Here is a 20,672-nt window from a genome sequence, read left to right on the forward strand (position 1 = left end):
ATCCCCCAACAGGAAGCCTTTAAATCTCCTAGGCCAATGTCTTTAACCGACTATCCATAAATTTTTTAATGCTCTTTTTTAAGCTCGCAGTAGCTTCAACCAGTGGCAACCTAACTACTGCCGTTCCAAGCCCGATAGTTTCCAACAAGGCCTTAATACCTGCTGGGTTCCCTTCCTTAAAGATCAAGTCCATACCATCCTGAAGTGCGTAGTGAATAGTAAAGGCTTCTTTTACCTTACCGTCTAACCCCAAACGTATCATCTGCGAAAATTCACTGGGCACACCTTGACCCAGAACAGAAATAACACCAGAGCCACCGGCCAATACTGTGGACAAGGCGGTAAAATCATCGCCAGAAATTACCATGAAGTCACTAGGTTTATCCTTAATTAGACGCATAACCTGCACCATATCTCCACATGCCTCCTTAATACCTACTATATTATTAAAGTCGTTCGCCAACCTCAACACGGTTTCAGGCAACATATTACTTCCTGTTCTACCAGGCACATTATACATTATGATGGGTTTGGGCGAAACCAATGAAATAGCCTTAAAATGCTGATATATCCCCTCTTGGGTAGGTCTATTATAATAAGGTGAAACGGATAAAATAGCCTCAAAATCACTTAGATCCAACTGCTGCAGCTCCTCTACCACCGCCGCTGTATTATTGCTCCCAACACCTAAAACCAAGGGAAGTCTTCCCTTATTGGCCCGTACCACGGTCTCTACGACCAATTGCTTTTCCTTTTTAGACAAAACAGCAGATTCCGCAGTGGTACCAAGGACCACCAAATAATCTATTCCGCCATCTACATTGTATTCTACGATTTTTGCCAAAGCAACCGTATCTATAGAAGAATCCTCCTTAAAAGGAGTAACCAAGGCAACACCTGTACCTACTAACTGTTCCATTATTTAATCTCATTTAAAACCCGTAAATATTTCCCCAACTCCTTTTTAAAAGTTTGAAAATCATCAATGGGCGTATTCAATATCAAATCGTTTAATTTCTTATCCACATTTCCAAAGCCCACTTTTAACCTGGCTCTGGTCTTTAATGTCATTAATTGTAACAATAATTTTTCATTATCGTAATAGTTTATCAGTAAATCATACTCCCTATTTAAGAATTCCAATGCATAGCTGTTTTCTATATTGGCCTTCCATCCTAAATCCTTATCCGAAAAAACAGGTGTAGCGTAAGGAGAGTTTTTGTCATAAAATTTCCTATATCCAATAATCTTAACGGCATTGGGTTGCAATGAAAATGCGTCTAAAAACTCATAAAATTTATTGGTATCCTCAAACTGGTCCAAATCCACTATACAACCTACAGAACGTATTCCTTTTTCCCGATTTACAACTCCTGAAGGAGATTCCAAACCACGCTGTAAAAATTTTTTACCCGCCCTAAACTTAATTTTTTCCTTAAGCGCTTTTAAAAACATGTATTTTTACATTTTCCAGAATGTAAATGTAAATATTATCATCACAATATTAAGCACGAAGGTAAGAAGTATATGGATTTAAAAAACCAACATTTTGTTATAATTATAACTTTATTAATGTTCTTGGGTTGCAAGGAATCTCCTACCAGCTTGAAAAATATTGAAGGTCAAAGGATTCAAATAAATTATGCCACCCCTCCAAATGATTCTATAGACCAAATAATAGCTCCCTACCGCAACAGAATAAATCAGGTTTTGGATAGTCCTCTAGCCTATTCCCCTAAGGTTATATCCAAAACCGATGGGATATTGAACACCACTGCCGGTAACTTTATTGCCGATATCATATTAGAAGAAGTAAACCCTATATTTGCAGCCAGAACCGGAAAAAAAATAGATTTTGTACTCTTAAATTTGGGGGGCATACGATCTGCAATCTCACAAGGAAATGTTACTACCAGAACCGCCTATGAGGTAATGCCATTTGAGAACAAGGTAGTTATAGCGGAAATGGACGGTAAGGGAGTCAGAGCCATGGTCTCCTTTCTTATTAGGTCCTCCCAGGCCCACCCTATTGCAGGTCTGCAGATAATAATGGATCAGGACAAAGTATTACAAGCCGTAAACATACAGGGGAAACCCTTTGACGAGAACCGTACCTATTTTGTGGCCACTTCTGATTATTTGGTCAACGGTGGGGACAAAATGACTTTTTTTAAGGATCATATATCCCTAACCGATTCTGATTACTTGATTAGAAACGCCATGATTGATTATTTTAAGAAAGTAGACACCCTAAAAGCCGTTGTGGATGATAGGTTTGTACAAATAAATTAAGTAGCTATGGACCGTAGAAAATTTTTATCAAGAACAGCAGCTTCCACTGCCTTTGTTGGTATGGGAGGCCTGGCCTTAAATTCTTGTAAGAATTCCTCAAAAAAACATATTACCATCTTACACACCAACGATGTACATAGCCACATAGATCCTTTCCCCTTAAACCACTCCCTCTATCCCAATCTAGGAGGTATTGCCAGAAGGGCTACCCTAGTAGCCAATATAAGAAAAGAAAATCCCTGTACACTTCTCTTTGATGCCGGAGATATTTTTCAAGGAACCCCTTATTTTAATTTCTATGGTGGGGAATTGGAGTTTAAGTTAATGAGCATGTTGCGATATGATGCCGCTACCATAGGAAATCATGATTTTGACAATGGTCTGGACGGACTTGCCAGCCAACTTCCCTTTGCCAGGTTTAATTTCCTATCTGCCAACTACGATTTTAGTAACACCCTATTGGATGGCCTAGTAGACCCATATAAAATATACACCCTTGAAGGCATAAAGGTAGGGGTCTTTGGCCTGGGGATAGAGCTTAAAGGATTGGTGACCAAAAAGCTTTACAAGGAAACGGTCTATTTAAATCCAATAGAAGTGGCCCAAGACATTAGCCTTAAGCTTAAAGAAACAGAAAAATGCGATATAATTATCTGTCTATCCCACCTAGGATATCAATATAAAAATCCGCAAAAACCGGATGATCTTAAATTAGCGGCCCAGACCGAAAACATTGACCTTATAATAGGTGGGCATACCCATACCTTTTTAGACCGCCCTACCATAGTACTCAATAGAAAGGAACAGCAAACCCTTGTAAACCAGGTTGGCTGTTTTGGGGTTAATCTAGGAAGAGTAGATTTTTATTTTGATAATGCGCAAACAAAAAGCTCGGAGGGAGTATCCATAAAGGTGTAAACAGTAATTATGATCAAGGAAAAAGAAAAATCAATTGTAGAAAAACAAATAATAAAAGTAAATGGCGAGAAGTCTGAGGAATGCCTGGATAAAATTGCCGTTGAAGAGCCCCTAGAAATTAGTATAAGTATTTTAAGATCTACCCGCCCTATTGCCAGCAAAAATATTTCCATTACCATGAGAACTCCTGGCAATGATGTGGACTTGGCCACTGGATTCCTGTTCACCGAGGGTATTATTGTATCTGCCCATCAAATCGCTACCACCAACCGTGATCCGAATAGCATCCTTTTCCAGCTCAATGATGCGGAAGACCTGGATCTTAGCAAACTGGAGCGTCATTTTTATACCAGCAGCAGTTGTGGGGTTTGTGGTAAAGCCAGTATAGAAGCAATAAAAACTGTATGCCGTTTACCGCCTACCTCTTCAGAGTTCCAAATAAACAAAAGCCTTATTTTATCGCTCCCCGATATACTCATGCAGGAACAAACTATATTTAACAATACGGGAGGAATCCATGCCGCAGCCCTGTTTGACCTCTCTGGTAAATTTATGGCCCTAAGGGAGGATGTTGGAAGACATAATGCTTTGGACAAACTCATTGGCCACAGCCTAAGGCAAGGGAAGTTGCCCTTGGGAGAACATTTGTTATTCTTAAGCGGCAGGGCAAGCTTTGAGTTGATCCAAAAAGCTGCCATGGCCGGAATCCACTTTATTATGGCTGTTGGCGCCCCCTCCAGTCTGGCAATAGAGATGGCCCAAGAACACAATATAACCCTAGTGGGGTTTGTTAGTAACAGCCGCTATAATATTTATACTGGGGCCCAGCGTATCAAAATTTAGGGATATACCCTTTGAGGCTTACTAGCTAATCCCTAACTTTATATACCTGTGATAAAAATATAGAACCTATGAAGATTAGAATACAAAGAAACTCAATTCGGTTTAGACTTACCCGTTCAGAAGTGGCCTTATTGAAAAAAAATGGCTCACACAGGGAGCAGACTGCCTTTAACGGCAAAAGTTTTGGCTATGCGGTTGCCGCCAAAGAGGGTATTACCCAGCTCGAAGCTGAATTCCAGGAAGACACTATTACCCTCTTCCTGCCCAAAACAGAAAGTGAAAAGTGGCCCGATAGCGAGCAAGTAGGCTACGAAAACAAGATGGTTTTAAAGGACGGACAGCTACTCAATTTATTATTGGAAAAAGATTTTGTGTGTCTGGATGAGCGCACAGAGGACCAGTCCGACCAATACCCCAATCCTGCAGCAACTACCAAAACATAATGGCACATCCTCCAAAGAAAAAATATCCGAGTCCCACCCCTCCCGAAAAATTGACGGGTATAAAAACCACCCAACCCAAAATGGTGGCTGCAGGTATACCTGCGGTTATATCCTCGGCCAAACATGTCTTTGGCGAAATGGGTATTGGCAGGGGACTAAAAGCCTTGGCCAACCTCAATCAAAAAGGGGGCATTGATTGTCCGGGCTGCGCTTGGCCCGATCCTGATGACGAACGGAGTACCATTGCCGAATACTGCGAAAATGGAGCCAAGGCCATTGCAGAGGAAGCGACAACCAAAAAACTTGATGTTGAATTTTTCCAAAAGAACAGCGTTTCCCAACTATCTACCCTATCCGACTATGAAATTGGAAAAAAAGGCAGAATAGCACAGCCTATGTACCTGCCAAAGGGGAGCGACTTCTATGAGGAAATAAGTTGGGAAAAGGCATTTGGCAAAATTGCAGAACACCTAAACGGATTAAAGAGTCCGGATGAGGCCATTTTTTATACCTCTGGAAGAACCAGCAATGAAGCTGCCTTTCTGTACCAGCTCTTTGTTCGTGAATACGGCACCAATAACATGCCCGATTGTAGCAATATGTGCCATGAAAGTAGTGGGGTAGCACTTATGGACACTCTGGGCATAGGTAAGGGGTCTGTAACTTTGGACGACTTCTACCAAACAGAGGTCATTCTTATCCTAGGTCAAAATCCGGGCACCAACCATCCTAGAATGTTAAGCGCCCTAAAAAAAGCCAAAAAAAATGGGGCCATTATAATATCTATAAACCCCTTGGTAGAAACAGGTTTGTTAAATTTCAACAACCCACAAGAACTTAAAGGGGCATTAGGAATAAAGTCAAAATTAACGGACCTGTACCTCCAAGTAAAAATAAATGGAGATATGGCCCTACTACAAGCGTTGGCACAACTAATGCTTATAGAAGAGGATGCCCAGCCGGGGAGCGTTTTTGACCTTTCCTTTATTGAGGAGAAAACTAATGGATACAAGGCATATCTAGACCACATACGAACACAGAACATAGAGGAACTCATTGAGGAATGTGGAATACCCTTTGAAACTCTTAAAAAGGTTGCTAATATCTTATGCAGCAACAAAAAGATTATAGCTTGCTGGGCCATGGGGCTTACACAGCATAAAAACTCCGTAAACACCATAAAAGAGTTGGTTAATCTTTTATTGTTAAAAGGCAGCATAGGGAAACCAGGGGCCGGCACCTGTCCCGTCCGTGGCCACAGCAATGTACAGGGCGATAGGACCATGGGGATATACGAAAAGCCCCCAAAATACCTGTTGGACAACTTGGAAAAATCCTTTGGTTTTAAGCCGCCAACCAAACATGGGTACGATACCGTTGATAGTATAAAAGCCATGCATTCTGGTAAGGCCAGGGTATTTTTTGCCATGGGAGGCAATTTTCTTTCCGCCACCCCGGATACCCTATATACCGCTAGTGCCCTGCAAAAATGTGATTTAACCGTTCAGGTATCTACAAAACTGAATCGAAGCCACCTCATCCATGGAAAAGAAGCTCTTATTCTACCCTGCTTGGGTAGGACGGACAAAGATCTTATTGACGGGGAATTACAATTTGTAAGTGTAGAAAACTCAATGGGAATAGTACATAGCTCCAAGGGTAGTCTTAATCCCATTTCTGCCCAACTACTAAGCGAACCATACATTGTATGTAAACTCGCCATGGCCACCTTAAAAAACTCTAAAGTAAACTGGAAACTATACCTGGAACATTATGATCACATACGGGACAGCATAGAAAAGTGTATTCCCGGGTTTAAAGATTATAACCAACGGGTGCGGATACCCGCCGGATTTTACCTTCCTAACGGAGCACGGAACAACAGCTACGAAACCTCTACCGGGAAAGCTAATTTTAGTATTTCCTATAATGAAGCCATAGTTCTGGCCGAAGATGAATTCTTAATGATGACCATTAGAAGCCATGACCAATTTAATACTACCATTTACGGATTAAACGACAGATATAGGGGCATATACCATGAACGACGGGTTCTGCTTATTAATCCCAAGGATATGGAAAAACACAACCTAAGGGAAAGACAACTGGTAGACCTGTATAATTATCACGGGAATACAGAAAGAGTGGCAAGGAATTTTATTGTACTTGCCTACAATATTCCCCAGCAATGCTGCGCCACTTACTTTCCCGAAGCCAATGTTTTGGTCCCTTTAAACAGCACGGCCGACAAGAGCAATACCCCAACCTCAAAATCTGTAATTATAAAAATACAAAGTCATGAGGCCTAACCTTTAAAAAACTAAGCCTGCATTTCACTATTCTTTGAAATTTGTTTTGTTATGGTAACCCTAAAAAAAAGCAACTCCAAGGATCCTGATTTTATAAAACTGGTGAAGTTACTGGATGCCGATCTAAAGGTTAGGGATGGTGAAGAACATGACTTCTATGCCCAATTCAACGGTATTGAGGACATGGAACTGGTGATTGTTGCCTATAGGGAGCTTACCCCCATTGGTTGTGGCGCTTTAAAGGAGTACAACAACAACAGTATGGAAATCAAAAGAATGTTTGTCATGCCCCAAGAGCGCGGAAAGGGAATTGCCTCCATGATTTTAATGACCATGGAAAAATGGGCCAGAAACAATAATTTTAGTTTTTGTATTCTGGAAACTGGACTTAGACAGCCAGAAGCCATTGCCCTTTATAGAAAGAATGATTATTTAACCCAACCAAATTATGGACCCTATAAAGGAATACCCAATAGCGTTTGTTTTATAAAAAAATTATGACCTTCTTTTCTAAATCCCTAACTTAAGACTCTTTAATTAAATAATCAACAATGCACTCTAATTTAAATCCAATGCACAAAACAGTTTACCTATCCATTCTTTTACTTTTCCTAACCATAAACAGCTTTGGTCAAAAAGGCCAACGAGAATATTACCAAATAAAAACCTATCTCTTGGACACTGAAGAGCAGGAGCAAAAGACAGATAACTATCTTAAATCTGCCCTATTGCCGGCGCTCAAAAGATTAAACATACACCATGTTGGTGTCTTTAAACCTAGGACTATAGATTCCCTGAATCCACGAAGTATAAAGGTTTTAATACCCATGAAGAGCATTGCACAGTTAGAAACCTTAAGATCCAAACTTGAAAAGGACAAGCTATATATGGACGCAGCAAAGGACTTCTTGTATGCCCCTTACCAAAATCCCCCTTTTAAGCGGATTGAATCAATTCTTTTAAAGGCTTTTGTAGACATGCCCAAGATGAAGCCTTCCCCTTTGAGCGGACCACGTAAAGACCGCATATACGAATTGAGAAGTTATGAATCGCACACCATAGGCAAGCATTGGAATAAGGTAGAGATGTTCAATAAGGGCGGGGAAGTAGCACTCTTTGACGATCTTGGTTTCAATGCAGTTTTCTACGGCGAGGTACTTTCTGGAGCAACCATGCCCAATCTAATGTATATGACAACTTTTAAAGACCAGGCCAGCAGGGACGCGCATTGGAAATCCTTCTCCAATTCCCCGGTGTGGGAAAAATTAAAAATGGATCCCAATTACCAAAATAATGTTTCCAAGAACGTTACCCGTTTTTACTACCCTACAGAATATTCCGATTATTGATTATAATCTTCATAAGGTATAATTTCATTCTTGAAATGAGCAATAAAACCCCTTGATACGGATTACGAATTTATAAAACACAATAAAGGCCGTACAATACGTTACGGCCTTTTAATTTTTAGAAACTTCATGGTTTTTTTCCCAGAACAAGCTTTACTACTGTTGATGGGCCAAAAAATACTCTACCAATTGTTTCTGTTCTTCTTCCAAATTTATCACAGGATATTTTTTACCGGCCATTCTGTACCAATACCCAGCATTAAATTTATCTCCCTCTTTTCTATGTAAATATGCATGAATCCAACTTCCGTTGTTGTCGTGCATCTCCTGTGCTATATCATGGGAGGCCTCCCAGTCCCCTTTAGCGTCATACCACATGGCTTTCAGGGCATCAGACCAAGTAGACAACGGGGAATCATGTTCTAGCGTTTTAGAAAAGGTTTCAAAGTTTTTTGGTATGGACATGTTTCTTAAATCCGTTTTTTTAGTTAGGCTACGGTATTGGAAAGGGTTCCAATAGCATCTATGGTTATGTTGATCTGGTCGCCATGCTCCAAGGTAAAGGAGTCTGGGGGCACTACCCCGGTTCCCGTCATTAAAAGGCTGCCATAAGGAAAAGACATTTCCTTGTATAGATATTGAACGAGGTCTGTTAACTTTCTTTTTATCCGTCCTACTTCGGTCTCCCCCTCAAAAACTATTTTGCCATTTCGGATTATGGTTATACCTATTTTGGATTCCAATGAAATAGGCTCCTTACTAAGCCAAATACATGGCCCAACGGCGGCTGCCCCATCGTAACTTTTTGCCTGTGGCAGATATAGGGGATTCTCCCCTTCTATATCCCTGGAACTCATATCGTTTCCAATGGTATAGCCTATGATTTTGGCATTTGGTGAAATTACCAAGGTTAATTCCGGTTCGGGAACGTTCCATTTTGAATCCTTTCTTATCCTCACATCCTGCTTATGCCCAACGGCACGTTCAGGGGTGCTTTTAAAGAATAGTTCCGGTCTTTCTGCATGGTAGACCCTATCGTAAAAATCACCTCCCCCAGCATCCTTGGATTCTTCTATACGTGCCTCCCTACTACTGTAGTAGGTAACCCCTGATGCCCAAATTTCTTGACGCCCTACAGGAGGTAACACCCCCGCGGTCAACAACGACTCGCTATCGGATATGGGCTGCAGTGTAGAAATTAGATCCAATGTATTGTCATAAATATCATCATCTGCAATAAACAAATCCCAATCTTTTGTACTTAAATAATATTGGTTGTCATTTTCAATCAGAATTCCATGGTTGGTCTTATATACTCTCATTCTATATAAATTAAATTAACAAGCTTATCAGGGTTAAAATTATCATGGCGGAAAGGCCCAAAATAACAGTGCCTAAACTGTGGGTCCGGTATCCCTCACCTACTTTCATATCACTCAATTGGGTAACTACCCAAAAAAAGCTATCGTTGGCATGGGACACTACAGCAGCTCCCGCCCCAATGGCTACCACCGCCAATGCCTTGGATACCTCAGTATCAAAACCCATAACGGGCAATAAAGGAGCTATAATAGAAGCTGTGGTTATTATGGCCACAGTAGACGACCCTTGGGCGGTCTTTAACCCGGCCGCGATAAGAAAGGGCAACCAAATTCCCAAGTTGCCGTTGCCAACGTTCGCTTCAAGCAAACTACTAATATTGGATGTTTGCAAAACTTTTCCAAAAGCCCCGCCCGCCCCGGTTATCAAAATTATAATGGCTGCTGATGTAAGGGCCTCCCCTATCCACCCCGTGGTACCCAACATCTCCCTATCCAATTTCTTGGGCAGTGTAAAAGACAAAACCATCCCCAGCAATAAGGCTACCACAGGATTCCCTATAAAACCAATTGCAGTTCTAAAGTAGCCATCACCAAAGGGTTGGGTAGGATACTCGGCAAAAGACCTTAATACAATCAAAACTATGGGCACTATAATTGGAATAAAAGATTTAAAGACCGATGGGGCCTGTTCTAACTGAGCATTGATCTCCTGCTGTGTTATCTTGGGAGCTGGATCGATAAAAACTTTGGCCCCAATTTTCTTGGCAAAGAAAATACATACCAGCAAGGCAGGAATACTAGTAAGCAATCCAAAAAGGATTACCTGTCCCAAATCCGCACCTATTATTCCAGCAGCAGCTATTGGTCCAGGAGTTGGGGGCACCATGGTATGTGCGGCCATCAGCCCTAATGATAAAGCTACGGCAGTACCCCCCAAGGATAATTTGGCTTTCTTGGTCAGTGCCCTGTTCAATGGGGATACAATAATAAAACCACTATCGGCAAAAACAGGAATGGACACAAAATACCCAATAAATCCCATTGCCATATGAACGCGTTTGGGGCCTATGATACGCAATACTAAATTGGCCAAGGCATAGGCTCCGCCAGATTTCTCCAAGAAGGTACCAATAATTAAACCGGCAATAATAATGATCCCCACTCCACCTACAGTTCCTCCAAATCCGTCATTGATTGTTGTGATCAATTCATCCAATGGAAGCCCAGAAAAAATCCCGAACAACAAACATGCAGCCAACAAAGCTAGGAAAGGATGCAGCTTAAAGCGTGTAGAAGCAACAATAATAAACACAATACAAATAAGAAGAAGTAGTATGGTATACATAAGGCTAATTGGTGCTTAACTTATTAATCTTCATAACTTCCCTTTTATGGTCTATATTAGATGTTGATTATTTTAGTTTAATTTGGAACCTAACTATAGCATTCCTATAAAATCGTCCTCTGAAATAATGGGTACTCCCAAACTTTCGGCCTTTGTCCTTTTACTGGGTCCCATTTTGTCACCCGCTACAAGATAAGAAGTTTTTGAAGAAATACTAGAGCCTACCTTTCCGCCATTGTCCTCAATCATTTTTTTTAGCTCATTTCTGCTCAGCTTTTCAAAAACGCCTGAAACCACAAAGGTCTGTCCCTTTAAAATATCTGTTTGATTCTGAAGTTTGTCGGCCGACAGTTCAAATTGAAGTCCGTATTGTTTCAACCTCGAAATAATTTCCAAGTTTACCTCGTTCCCAAAAAAATCGACTACACTTTCGGCAATACGCTGACCAATTTCGTCCACTTCCATTAACTGTTCAATATCCGCTGCCATCAAAGCATCGATATTCTTATAGGCCTTGGCCAGTTTTTTGGCCACTGTTTCCCCTACAAAACGGATACCCAAGGCAAACAATACCCTTTCAAATGGAATTTTCACAGATTCGGCAACCCCTTTTATCAAATTTTCGGCCGACTTCTCCGCCATGCGTTCCAACGGTAACAATTGGTCTTTTGTAAGCACATAAAGGTCCGCATAATCCCTTATTAGTCCTTCTTTGTATAACAGTTCCACGGTCTCACCTCCCAAGCCTTCAATATCCATAGCTTTACGGGATATAAAGTGCTGAATTCTACCGGTAATCTGCGGAGGACATCCATATTCATTAGGGCAATAATGTTTGGCATCCCCTAGGGTACGTTGCAAAGGCGTATTACACTCAGGGCAAATAGAAATATATTGGGTAGGCTGTGATTGAATGGTTCTTTTGGTAAAGTCCACACCTACAATTTTGGGGATGATCTCCCCTCCTTTTTCCACAAAAACTGTATCCCCTACCCTAATATCCAGTTTCTCTATCTGGTCTGCATTGTGCAAGGAAGCCCTTTTTACCGTGGTCCCAGCCAATAGTACCGGTTCCAAATTGGCCACAGGGGTAATGGCCCCTGTACGCCCCACTTGGTAGGAAATCTCATTTAATACGGTTGTAGCCTGCTCTGCCTTAAATTTATAGGCCATGGCCCAACGAGGGGATTTTGAAGTGTATCCCAGCTCTTCCTGATGCTGTAAACTGTTCACTTTAATAACCACACCATCTGTTTCATAAGGTAACTCATGTCTATGTTTGTCCCAATAATCAATGAACTCCAACACCTCTGCCGTAGTTTTGCACAATTTTGCCGCCTTGGGAACCTTAAATCCCCAATTCCGAGCTTTTTCCAATAATTCTATTTGGGACGAGACCCCTAAATTAGTCCCTACAATACTGTATAACAAACAGTCCAACGGACGTTCTGCGACCAAGGTACTATCTTGCAATTTTAAACTCCCCGAGGCTGTATTCCGGGGGTTCATATAGGGCTCTTCCCCATTCTCCAACCTTTCCTGGTTCATTTTGGCAAACCCTTCAAAAGGCAGTACAATCTCACCTCGGATATCAAATTTGGGCGGATAATCACCCTTTAAGCGCAAGGGCACCGATCTTATGGTCTTGATGTTATTGGTAACATCATCGCCCTGAAAACCATCTCCCCTGGTCAACCCTCTTACCAATCTGCCTTGCTCATAAGTTAGACTAATAGAAGCCCCATCGTATTTTAACTCGCATGTAAATTCCACTGCAGCATCACCCAGTATTTTTTGAATCCTTTTTTCCCAATCCTCCAAATCCTCCTTGGAATAGGAATTGTCCAGGGAATACATTCGATGTCCATGCACAATCGTTTCAAAATTTTTGGTAATTGCCCCTCCCACTCTCAAAGTTGGGGAACTGGCATCATAAAATTCCGGGTGTTTGCCTTCCAATTCCTGGAGCTCCTTTAGCTTCATATCAAACTCATAATCGGATATGGTAGCATTATCCAAAACATAATAGTTATAATTATGTTCGCGGAGCTCCTTTCTAAGGGCTTCTATTTTTTGTTTTATTTCCATTTATAACTGTTCTATTTTAATCCATTTTGGCAATGGTAGCGGTTGGTAACTCCTCATTTTATCCAGTAGTCCGTCAACGGTGTTATCTACCAACAACATATCGTAATGATCCTGCTTTAAGAAGCCCTTTGTGACCATTGTTCGTAACATGGCCAATAACTCATCATAAAACCCATTGATATTTAACAAGCCAATAGGTTTTTGATGAAGGCCCAATTGTGCCCAAGTAATCATTTCAAATAATTCCTCCATAGTGCCATATCCTCCTGGCAGGGTTAGAATAGCATCGGACAGTTCATGCATTTTTAATTTACGTTGGTGCATGTTTTTCGTAATAATAAGTTGGGTAAGTCCGTCATGAAAGACTTCCTTCAACTTCAGAAAATCGGGTATGACACCAATAACTTTTCCCTGTTCATCCAAAGCCCCTTGTGCCAATTTGCCCATAACACCAATTTTGGCAGCTCCGTAAACCAAGGTAATCCCCTCTTGGGCAAGCTTAGCCCCCAATCGATACGCAGATGCTACTATTTCAGGGTCTTTCCCTTGACTACTACCACAAAAAACAACGATACTTTTCATACTACGATGACCTCAATTATATAGGTAATTTTAAATAAACTTATTGTTCCAGTTTCTCCATTTATAGCAAGCCAGGGCTTGCCCTTAAGGCCGCAAAACCCCTTTTAACATTCTGTGGTTCCCGAACATATCTTTTCGGAGTTCAATTTCTGAAAAATTTTCCTTACCCAAAAGCAGCTTGGTCTCTGTTCCCAAATATTGGTTTATCTCAAAAAAGAGCATGCCTCCAGGAGACAAGTGGTCTATGGAAAATTGCACTATGCTATTATAAAAAAGCAATGGATCTTCGTTGGGCACAAAAAGTGCCATGTCCGGCTCATGTTCCAATACGTTTTTTTTCATCTCCTGCTTTTCCAATTCCCTTACATACGGGGGGTTGGAAACTACTATATCATATTTATCTTTATGGTCATGAACCTTAAGGATATCGGCCTCTATAAAATGTACCTCCACATTATTTGCCAAAGCATTGCGCTTGGCTACTTTAAGGGCCTTTTCAGAAACATCCATGGCAAATACTTTGGCATGGGGTATGTTTTTTGCCAAAGCTATGGCAATACAACCACTACCGGTTCCTATGTCCAAAATTCTGAGGCTATGCTCCTTGGATGTTTGTTTGGAATTCCGCTGTTGCACCAACTCCAAGATCCAAAACACCAATTCCTCTGTTTCCGGACGCGGAATCAAAACGTTTTCATCTACCTGCAAGCTCAGCTCACAAAAATGGGCATGACCTAGAATATACTGTATTGGACGCTGCAATTTTAACTGACTTAAAGCATAAAACAAATCGGACTCTTTCTCTTTGGACACCACTAGATTAGGCTCTAAAGCCAGTATAAATCTTTCCAGTCCCAAATAATGCTCTATCACCATGTAAAAAAAACTATCAACCTCTTCCTTGGGGAAAAGGGGATCTAGCTCTAGGTGATAAATATCTTTTATCTCTTTTAATAACATTCCTTATACAATCATGATTTTCGATATTACCTTATGGAAAAATAGTAATGCTTGGATATAAATGGCCCTTCATATATTTTTAATCATCCAAACAGAACAGGAATAGTGCCCAGTATTCCCCATGGGCTTTTCCAAATAATCAAAACCCCACTTTAGATATAGCTTTTGGGCATCCTTCATATAGGGCATGGTTTCCAGATAACACTGCTCATAACCGTATTCTGACGCTCGTTGCAGACATACATTTATCATCTTACTGCCCAATCCACGCCCTCTTGCTTCTTCCAAAAAATACATTTTCTGCAACTCGCAGACATTACCGTCATAATTTTCCAATTGGGCTATTCCTGCACAACCAATAATTTTACCTCCTTCATCAGCCACAAAATAAGCGGCCTTAGGTGAGGTGTAATTTTCAAACATACTATCCAAGGATTTATCGGCATAGGCAGTACCCACCTTGGGCACCCCCAAATCCAATAAAACCTTACGGATTACCTGGGCCACTTCTTCGTTGTCATTGGGCCTTATTTCCCTAATAGTGGTGACTAGCATATGATTACTGGATATCTGCCAATATTATTCTATTTTTACGAAGTGAAGATACACGAAAAATATATTTCAAGATGCATACAGTTGGCCAAAAATGGACTGGGAACCACCTTTCCCAATCCAATGGTTGGCAGTGTTATTGTACATAAAGACAAAATTATAGGCGAAGGATACACCAGTCCCTATGGCGGTGCACATGCCGAGGTAAACGCTATAAATTCCGTAAAAGAAACCGCCCTTTTACAGGAGGCTACCCTATATGTTACGCTGGAGCCTTGTTCCCACTTTGGCAAAACCCCTCCCTGTGCAGATCTAATAATTAAGCATAAGATCCCTAATGTCGTGATCGGGCTGCTGGATCCCCATGAAAAAGTTGCTGGTAAAGGAATTGAAAAACTAAAGGCCTCCGGATGCCAGGTTACAGTAGGCGTAATGGAAGAGGAATGTAAGGAGCACCATAAGCGCTTTCTAAGCTTCCACCTGAAAAAAAGACCTTATATCATCCTGAAATGGGCAGAAACTGCCGATGGCTTTATAGCACCCAACAAAGACAAGAGAAGTAACGCACCAGAGCCTTTTTGGATAACCACCCCCTATTCCCAGCAACTTGTACATAAGTGGAGAAGTCAGGAGCAGGCTATTTTGGTAGGCACCAATACCGTCTTGGATGACAATCCCAAATTAAACGTCAGACATTGGAGCGGGAATAATCCGGTTAGAATTATTGTGGATAAAACCCTTAAGGTGCCACCTCATTATCATGTATTGGATGGCAGTGTACAGACCATTGTCTTCACGGAACAGGATAAAACGTCTTCACAGGACGGACTTATTTATGAGAAAATAAATTTCAAGGATCAGGTAGCTGCCCAAATTTGTAATGTCCTCTTAAAAAACAATATTGTCAGCGTCATTATAGAAGGAGGCGCAAAAACCCTACAGTATTTTATCGATTCCGGATTATGGGACGAGGCTAGGGTATTTAGGGGCAGCACCCTTTTTAAACATGGATTAAGGTCACCCACCCTCCATGGAATACATTGTGGGCAAGAGCATATTGGGAATGACCTTTTAACACATATTAAAAATGATTAAGAATATCATATTCGATTTTGGGGATATATTTATTAATTTGGACAAACAGGTAGTATTCAAAGCCATGCAAAATTCCGGTATTCAGGAATTCTTGCCCAAATATCACGCATTGAACGCAGATTTTGAAATTGGAAAAATTTCCCCTCAAGATTTTGTAGCACAACTGCAGCCCGATTTTCCCCATCTCTCCCCAAAGGAAATAATCGACATTTGGAATTCCATGTTATTGGATTTCCCAGACTACAGGTTAGAATTTATAGAGAATCTGGCCAAAGAAAACAACTATAGGCTATTTCTTTTGAGCAATACCAACTCCTTGCACATACCTCATGTAGAACTCATCATGGGCACCAAAAGGTTTGAACGGTTTAAAAACTGTTTTGAACAGTTCTACCTTTCACATGAAATACAACTTAGAAAACCAAACGAAGAGATCTATCAATTTGTACTGGAGCAAAATGATTTACAGGCAGAAAACACCTTTTTTATTGACGACACCAAAGAGAATACCGATGCCGCTGGAAAAATGGGAATAAAAACTTGGAATCTTTTGGTAGGCAAGGAAGATATTGTTCAGCTAAAGGAAAGAATATAGTATGCTGGATCTTGGACTAAGCATTCTCTTCTCGAGCCTGATATTTGTTATTTTCAAGTTGTTCGACACCTACAAAATAGAAACCCCCTATGCCATTACCACAAACTATATAGTAGCTTCTACGGTAGGCCTATTATTTTATGACCAAGATATTGTTCTATCTTCAATTCCAGGCAAACCTTGGTTTTTTGGCACTTTGGCATTGGGCATCTTATTTATAGTGGTTTTTAATCTTATGGCGGCTGCCTCACAAAAAAGTGGTGTGTCCGTAGCTTCGGTGGCCACTAAAATGTCATTGGTAATTCCGGTACTGTTCGGGTTATTGGTATACAAGGAGCATTTAGGTCCGTTAAAGGTACTTGGCATTCTATTGGCACTGGTAGCGGTCTACTTTGCTTCGGTAAAGGAAAGGGTTATACCCATTAAAAAAAGTATCCTCCTTTTGCCCGCTCTGGTTTTTATTGGATCTGGGGTCATAGACACTAGTATTAAATACTTGGAGGAAACCTTGGTCCCCAAAGAAGAGTTCCCTCTTTTTTCTGCGATCGTTTTTGGTTCAGCCGCCTGCACCGGACTTATGGTAATGCTGGTTAAGTCTCCCAAAAAAGCAATTAGGCTAAATTTTAGAAACATACTTGGCGGTATAGCCCTAGGCGTACCCAACTATTTTTCCATATATTTCCTTTTACGCGCATTTCAGCACGAAACCCTTAACAGTGCTTCCATTTTCACAATAAACAATGTAGCCATAGTAATGTTTTCTACGCTTCTGGGCATTGTTTTGTTCAAAGAAAAAGTAAGCTTCAAAAACTGGATCGGCATCACCTTAGCGGTCATTAGCATCGTCTTGGTGGCATTTTTTTAAAATTACATGATGGAATCGGATACCTATAAGACCCTAGCAGCTCCTTCGGAAGAAACATTACTTAAAGAACGCAAAAGCAAGTTTTACGGGTATGCCTTTCCAATTAAGGACGTAAAAGAAGTAAAACCTATTATTGAGGAATTGCGAAAATTACACCATACTGCCAACCACGTTTGTTACGCCTGGCAACTAGGCCCCAGTGGGGAACAATACAGGGCCAATGACGACGGAGAACCCAACAACTCTGCCGGAATGCCCATTTACGGACAAATACAGGCTTTTGAGGTTACAAATGTACTTGTTGCGGTAGCCCGTATTTTTGGTGGCACCAAACTGGGGGTGGGAGGATTAATTTCGGCCTATAGGACTGCTGCACAAATGGCACTGGAAGCTTCCAACATAGTTGAAAAAACCTTGAAGCAAGGCTATAGACTTTCTTTTGATTATTCGGAAATGGATAAAGTTATGCGCACCATTAAACAGCATCAATTGGAAATTACCTCCCAAAAAATGGAAATGGACTGCGTACTGGATATATCGGTAAGAAAAAAAGACGCGCAGGTGACCGAAGACGTATTTTCCGCAATGTATCCTGTTAAAATAAAAAAACTAGACATTTAACTTATCAAGAATGTAATCTGGACATTTTACAGGCTTGTTGGACTTCATATCCATGAAAGCTAAAACAGTGTTCGCCTCTATTAACAGATCCCCTTCCTGGTTACGTATCTCATAGTCAAATTCTATTTTGACCATGGGCTTTTTTTTGATGTATGTAGTAACGGTTATCAAGTCGTCATAGACCGCTGATTTCTTGAATTTTATGTTTAAGGAAATTACGGGCAACATAATCCCGTTTTCTTCCATAGCCTTGTAGGAAATCCCCATTGATCGTAACCACTCTACCCTTCCCATCTCCAGGTATTGCGCGTAATTTCCGTGATAAACAACCCCCATTTGATCTGTTTCCCCGTATCGCACCCTAAAAGAAATCTCATTAAAATCCATATTATTTCGCCTAAAACCTTTATATTTAAAAATGTGAAAATTATGCTCGCAACATGAGAAAAAAAAAGAGAATATTCAACCTCTTTGTATTTTTTTTTTAGAATATTTGTTCACATATTTGCCTACTTGATAATGCTAATTTATCTAGCGCAATATCATCATTAATTTACACTAACCACAAAAAAAGAAAACATTAAAAATGAGTGTTACTGCAACTTCCGTATGGAACCATTGTTTGGGCTTTATCAAGGACAATATCCAACCGCAGGCATTCAAAACTTGGTTTGAACCTATTAAACCTATCAAGCTTACCGACAATGCTTTAAGTATTCAGGTGCCCAGTAAATTCTTTTACGAATGGTTAGAAGAGCACTATGTAAAATTACTAAAAGTAGCCCTTACCAAAGAGCTAGGTGAGACCGCCAAATTGGTGTACATCATAAAGATGGAAAACACCTATGGCAATCGTGAACCCTTTACAGAAAAAATTCCAAGTTCCAACAGGTCCCAGGTAGAACCCCAAGAATTGGACGTAGCCATAAAATCCAAAAACCCGGAGTTGAAAAATCCTTTTGTTATTCCGGGCATAAGAAACATAAAAATAGAATCCCAACTAAACCCAAATTACAATTTTGAAAACTTTTTGGAGGGGGATTCCAATAGATTGGCCAGGTCGGCCGGAATGGCCGTTGCCAACAAACCGGGAGGAACCTCATTTAATCCATTGTTGGTTTTTGGCGGCGTAGGTTTGGGAAAAACACACTTGGCCCATGCCATTGGTGTTGAAATAAAAGACAAGTACCCGGAAAGAACGGTTTTGTATATTTCTGCGGAAAAATTCACCCAACAATATATTGAGTCGGTCAAGAAAAATACTAGGAACGATTTTATCCATTTCTACCAACTGATCGATGTGCTCATTATAGATGACGTACAATTCTTATCCGGTAAGTCGGGAACACAAGATGTCTTCTTCCATATTTTTAACCACTTGCACCAAAATGGCAAGCAGGTAATATTAACCTCTGACAAGGCTCCTGTTGACATGCAGGATATTGAGCAGCGCTTATTATCGCGATTCAAATGGGGCTTATCCGCGGAATTGCAGACACCGGATTACGAAACCAGGATCTCTATACTAAAAAATAAATTGTACCGTGACGGGGTAGAAATGCCCGAGGACATTATAGACTACGTGGCCAAACACATAAAATCCAATATCCGTGAATTGGAAGGGGCCATAATTTCCCTGATAGCACAGTCTTCTTTCAACAAAAAAGAAGTTACCTTGGAGTTGGCACAATTGGTAGTAGAAAAGTTTGTTAAAAATACCAAGCGCGAAGTATCTATAGATTACATCCAAAAAGTAGTCTCCGATTATTTTGAAATGGATGTTGCCACATTACAATCCAAAACCAGGAAAAGACATATTGTCCAAGCCAGACAACTGGCAATGTTCTTTGCCAAAAAGTTTACCAAAGCCTCGTTGGCCAGTATTGGATCGCAAATTGGAAAAAGGGACCATGCCACGGTATTGCACGCTTGCAAAACTGTTGATAATCTTGCGGAAACCGACAAGCAATTCAGAAAGTACATAGACGACTTAACCAAGAAATTTTCCTAAAAGCTACTGAGTCATGGGATTCAAGGTACTTATGGTCTGTTTAGGAAATATCTGCAGGTCCCCCTTGGCCCAAGGCATCCTGGAAAGCAAATTGGACCCTACATTTTTTCAGGTAGATTCTGCCGGTACGGCCAGTTATCATCTTGGAAAAAAACCAGACCACCGATCTATAGCTGTAGCCAATAAATATGGGATTGACATTAGCCATCAGCGCTGTAGGCAATTTGCCGCTAGGGACTTTACAGAATACGACCTTATTTTTGCGATGGATAAAAGCAATTACCACAATATTATTGCCCTAGCAAGGAACAATAAGGAGAAGGCAAAGGTGAGCTTACTGCTACAAGCCACACAATTAACACACCAAGAAGTTCCGGACCCCTATTACGGGGGCGAAGATAGGTTTGAGGAAGTCTATCATTTAATAGATAAGGCTTGCAGTGCAATAGCACGGAACTTAATCCAAAATACATCTAACTAAA

At 40.8% G+C, this 20,672-nt stretch carries 23 protein-coding genes; 13 read left to right on the forward strand and 10 right to left on the reverse strand.

Annotation, left to right across the window (positions count from 1 at the left end):
- Positions 1-28 precede the first annotated feature (28 nt).
- Both dapA and EHW67_RS15800 read right to left on the reverse strand, forming a co-directional pair.
- Positions 29-919 carry a 4-hydroxy-tetrahydrodipicolinate synthase gene (gene dapA, locus EHW67_RS15795; RefSeq protein ID WP_126163355.1) on the reverse strand — a complete coding sequence of 297 codons (891 nt, stop codon included), beginning with the start codon at positions 917-919 and terminating at the stop codon, positions 29-31.
- On the reverse strand, positions 919-1,455 hold the full coding sequence (locus tag EHW67_RS15800; protein WP_126163356.1) for a DUF6913 domain-containing protein: 537 nt from the start codon (positions 1,453-1,455) through the stop codon (positions 919-921). Before EHW67_RS15800 ends, dapA begins: the two co-directional genes overlap by 1 nt.
- A gap of 150 nt (positions 1,456-1,605) precedes the next feature.
- Between EHW67_RS15800 and EHW67_RS15805 the strand changes: the two genes are divergently transcribed.
- From EHW67_RS15805 to EHW67_RS15835, 7 genes are all read left to right on the forward strand, one after another.
- The gene (locus tag EHW67_RS15805) at positions 1,606-2,292 is read left to right on the forward strand and encodes a 5'-nucleotidase C-terminal domain-containing protein (RefSeq protein WP_238389963.1); all 687 of its coding nucleotides are present in this window, start codon (positions 1,606-1,608) and stop codon (positions 2,290-2,292) included.
- Positions 2,293-2,298: 6 nt separating this feature from the next.
- Positions 2,299-3,210: a bifunctional metallophosphatase/5'-nucleotidase gene (locus EHW67_RS15810; protein ID WP_126163358.1), complete on the forward strand. Its 912-nt coding sequence runs from the start codon at positions 2,299-2,301 to the stop codon at positions 3,208-3,210.
- A 9-nt stretch (positions 3,211-3,219) separates the two neighbouring features.
- The gene (fdhD, locus tag EHW67_RS15815) at positions 3,220-4,053 is read left to right on the forward strand and encodes a formate dehydrogenase accessory sulfurtransferase FdhD (protein ID WP_126163359.1); all 834 of its coding nucleotides are present in this window, start codon (positions 3,220-3,222) and stop codon (positions 4,051-4,053) included.
- Positions 4,054-4,121: 68 nt separating this feature from the next.
- Complete coding sequence (locus EHW67_RS15820) at positions 4,122-4,496, forward strand: DUF7009 family protein (protein WP_126163360.1); 375 nt, start codon at positions 4,122-4,124, stop codon at positions 4,494-4,496.
- Positions 4,496-6,805: an FdhF/YdeP family oxidoreductase gene (locus EHW67_RS15825; RefSeq protein WP_126163361.1), complete on the forward strand. Its 2,310-nt coding sequence runs from the start codon at positions 4,496-4,498 to the stop codon at positions 6,803-6,805. The genes EHW67_RS15820 and EHW67_RS15825 overlap by 1 nt, the downstream gene beginning before the upstream one ends.
- A 51-nt stretch (positions 6,806-6,856) precedes the next feature.
- Complete coding sequence (locus tag EHW67_RS15830; RefSeq protein WP_126163362.1) at positions 6,857-7,306, forward strand: GNAT family N-acetyltransferase; 450 nt, start codon at positions 6,857-6,859, stop codon at positions 7,304-7,306.
- Between the two features lie 71 nt (positions 7,307-7,377).
- Positions 7,378-8,154, forward strand: a complete 777-nt coding sequence (locus EHW67_RS15835; protein ID WP_126163363.1) for an NIPSNAP family protein — start codon at positions 7,378-7,380, stop codon at positions 8,152-8,154.
- Between the two features lie 156 nt (positions 8,155-8,310).
- Here the strand turns inward: EHW67_RS15835 and EHW67_RS15840 are convergent, their stop codons facing one another.
- From EHW67_RS15840 to EHW67_RS15865, 7 genes are all read right to left on the reverse strand, one after another.
- Positions 8,311-8,619, reverse strand: coding sequence for a hypothetical protein (locus EHW67_RS15840; RefSeq protein ID WP_126163364.1), 309 nt, complete (start codon positions 8,617-8,619; stop codon positions 8,311-8,313).
- A gap of 23 nt (positions 8,620-8,642) precedes the next feature.
- Positions 8,643-9,476, reverse strand: a complete 834-nt coding sequence (locus EHW67_RS15845) for a fumarylacetoacetate hydrolase family protein (RefSeq protein WP_126163365.1) — start codon at positions 9,474-9,476, stop codon at positions 8,643-8,645.
- A gap of 10 nt (positions 9,477-9,486) precedes the next feature.
- Positions 9,487-10,821 (reverse strand): GntP family permease, encoded by a 1,335-nt coding sequence (locus EHW67_RS15850; protein WP_126163366.1) that lies wholly within the window; start codon positions 10,819-10,821, stop codon positions 9,487-9,489.
- Positions 10,822-10,914: 93 nt separating this feature from the next.
- On the reverse strand, positions 10,915-12,909 hold the full coding sequence (ligA, locus tag EHW67_RS15855) for an NAD-dependent DNA ligase LigA (RefSeq protein ID WP_126163367.1): 1,995 nt from the start codon (positions 12,907-12,909) through the stop codon (positions 10,915-10,917).
- The gene (locus EHW67_RS20820) at positions 12,910-13,491 is read right to left on the reverse strand and encodes an LOG family protein (RefSeq protein ID WP_238389964.1); all 582 of its coding nucleotides are present in this window, start codon (positions 13,489-13,491) and stop codon (positions 12,910-12,912) included.
- 84 nt (positions 13,492-13,575) lie between these two features.
- The gene (gene prmC / locus EHW67_RS20825; RefSeq protein ID WP_238389965.1) at positions 13,576-14,451 is read right to left on the reverse strand and encodes a peptide chain release factor N(5)-glutamine methyltransferase; all 876 of its coding nucleotides are present in this window, start codon (positions 14,449-14,451) and stop codon (positions 13,576-13,578) included.
- A gap of 69 nt (positions 14,452-14,520) precedes the next feature.
- Positions 14,521-15,006: a GNAT family N-acetyltransferase gene (locus EHW67_RS15865; protein ID WP_126163368.1), complete on the reverse strand. Its 486-nt coding sequence runs from the start codon at positions 15,004-15,006 to the stop codon at positions 14,521-14,523.
- Positions 15,007-15,048: 42 nt separating this feature from the next.
- On the opposite strand from EHW67_RS15865, the gene ribD reads away from it, so the two are divergent.
- The 4 genes from ribD to EHW67_RS15885 are packed head-to-tail and all read left to right on the forward strand — an operon-like array spanning position 15,049 to position 18,179.
- On the forward strand, positions 15,049-16,098 hold the full coding sequence (gene ribD / locus EHW67_RS15870) for a bifunctional diaminohydroxyphosphoribosylaminopyrimidine deaminase/5-amino-6-(5-phosphoribosylamino)uracil reductase RibD (protein WP_126163394.1): 1,050 nt from the start codon (positions 15,049-15,051) through the stop codon (positions 16,096-16,098).
- Positions 16,091-16,693 carry an HAD family hydrolase gene (locus EHW67_RS15875; protein ID WP_126163369.1) on the forward strand — a complete coding sequence of 201 codons (603 nt, stop codon included), beginning with the start codon at positions 16,091-16,093 and terminating at the stop codon, positions 16,691-16,693. The genes ribD and EHW67_RS15875 overlap by 8 nt, the downstream gene beginning before the upstream one ends.
- A 1-nt stretch (position 16,694) precedes the next feature.
- Positions 16,695-17,558, forward strand: a complete 864-nt coding sequence (locus EHW67_RS15880) for a DMT family transporter (RefSeq protein ID WP_126163370.1) — start codon at positions 16,695-16,697, stop codon at positions 17,556-17,558.
- Positions 17,559-17,564: 6 nt separating this feature from the next.
- On the forward strand, positions 17,565-18,179 hold the full coding sequence (locus EHW67_RS15885) for an IMPACT family protein (RefSeq protein WP_126163371.1): 615 nt from the start codon (positions 17,565-17,567) through the stop codon (positions 18,177-18,179).
- On the opposite strand, the gene EHW67_RS15890 is transcribed toward EHW67_RS15885, so the two are convergent.
- The gene (locus EHW67_RS15890) at positions 18,168-18,566 is read right to left on the reverse strand and encodes an acyl-CoA thioesterase (RefSeq protein WP_126163372.1); all 399 of its coding nucleotides are present in this window, start codon (positions 18,564-18,566) and stop codon (positions 18,168-18,170) included. The two genes, EHW67_RS15885 and EHW67_RS15890, sit on opposite strands and share 12 nt — an antisense overlap.
- Before the next feature lie 199 nt (positions 18,567-18,765).
- On the opposite strand from EHW67_RS15890, the gene dnaA reads away from it, so the two are divergent.
- The gene (dnaA, locus tag EHW67_RS15895; RefSeq protein ID WP_126163373.1) at positions 18,766-20,190 is read left to right on the forward strand and encodes a chromosomal replication initiator protein DnaA; all 1,425 of its coding nucleotides are present in this window, start codon (positions 18,766-18,768) and stop codon (positions 20,188-20,190) included.
- 13 nt (positions 20,191-20,203) lie between these two features.
- Positions 20,204-20,671 (forward strand): low molecular weight protein-tyrosine-phosphatase, encoded by a 468-nt coding sequence (locus EHW67_RS15900; RefSeq protein ID WP_126163374.1) that lies wholly within the window; start codon positions 20,204-20,206, stop codon positions 20,669-20,671.
- Position 20,672 lies beyond the last annotated feature (1 nt).

Origin of the sequence: Arenibacter aquaticus (genome assembly GCF_003957295.1) — a bacterium.
GTDB lineage: Bacteria > Bacteroidota > Bacteroidia > Flavobacteriales > Flavobacteriaceae > Arenibacter > Arenibacter aquaticus.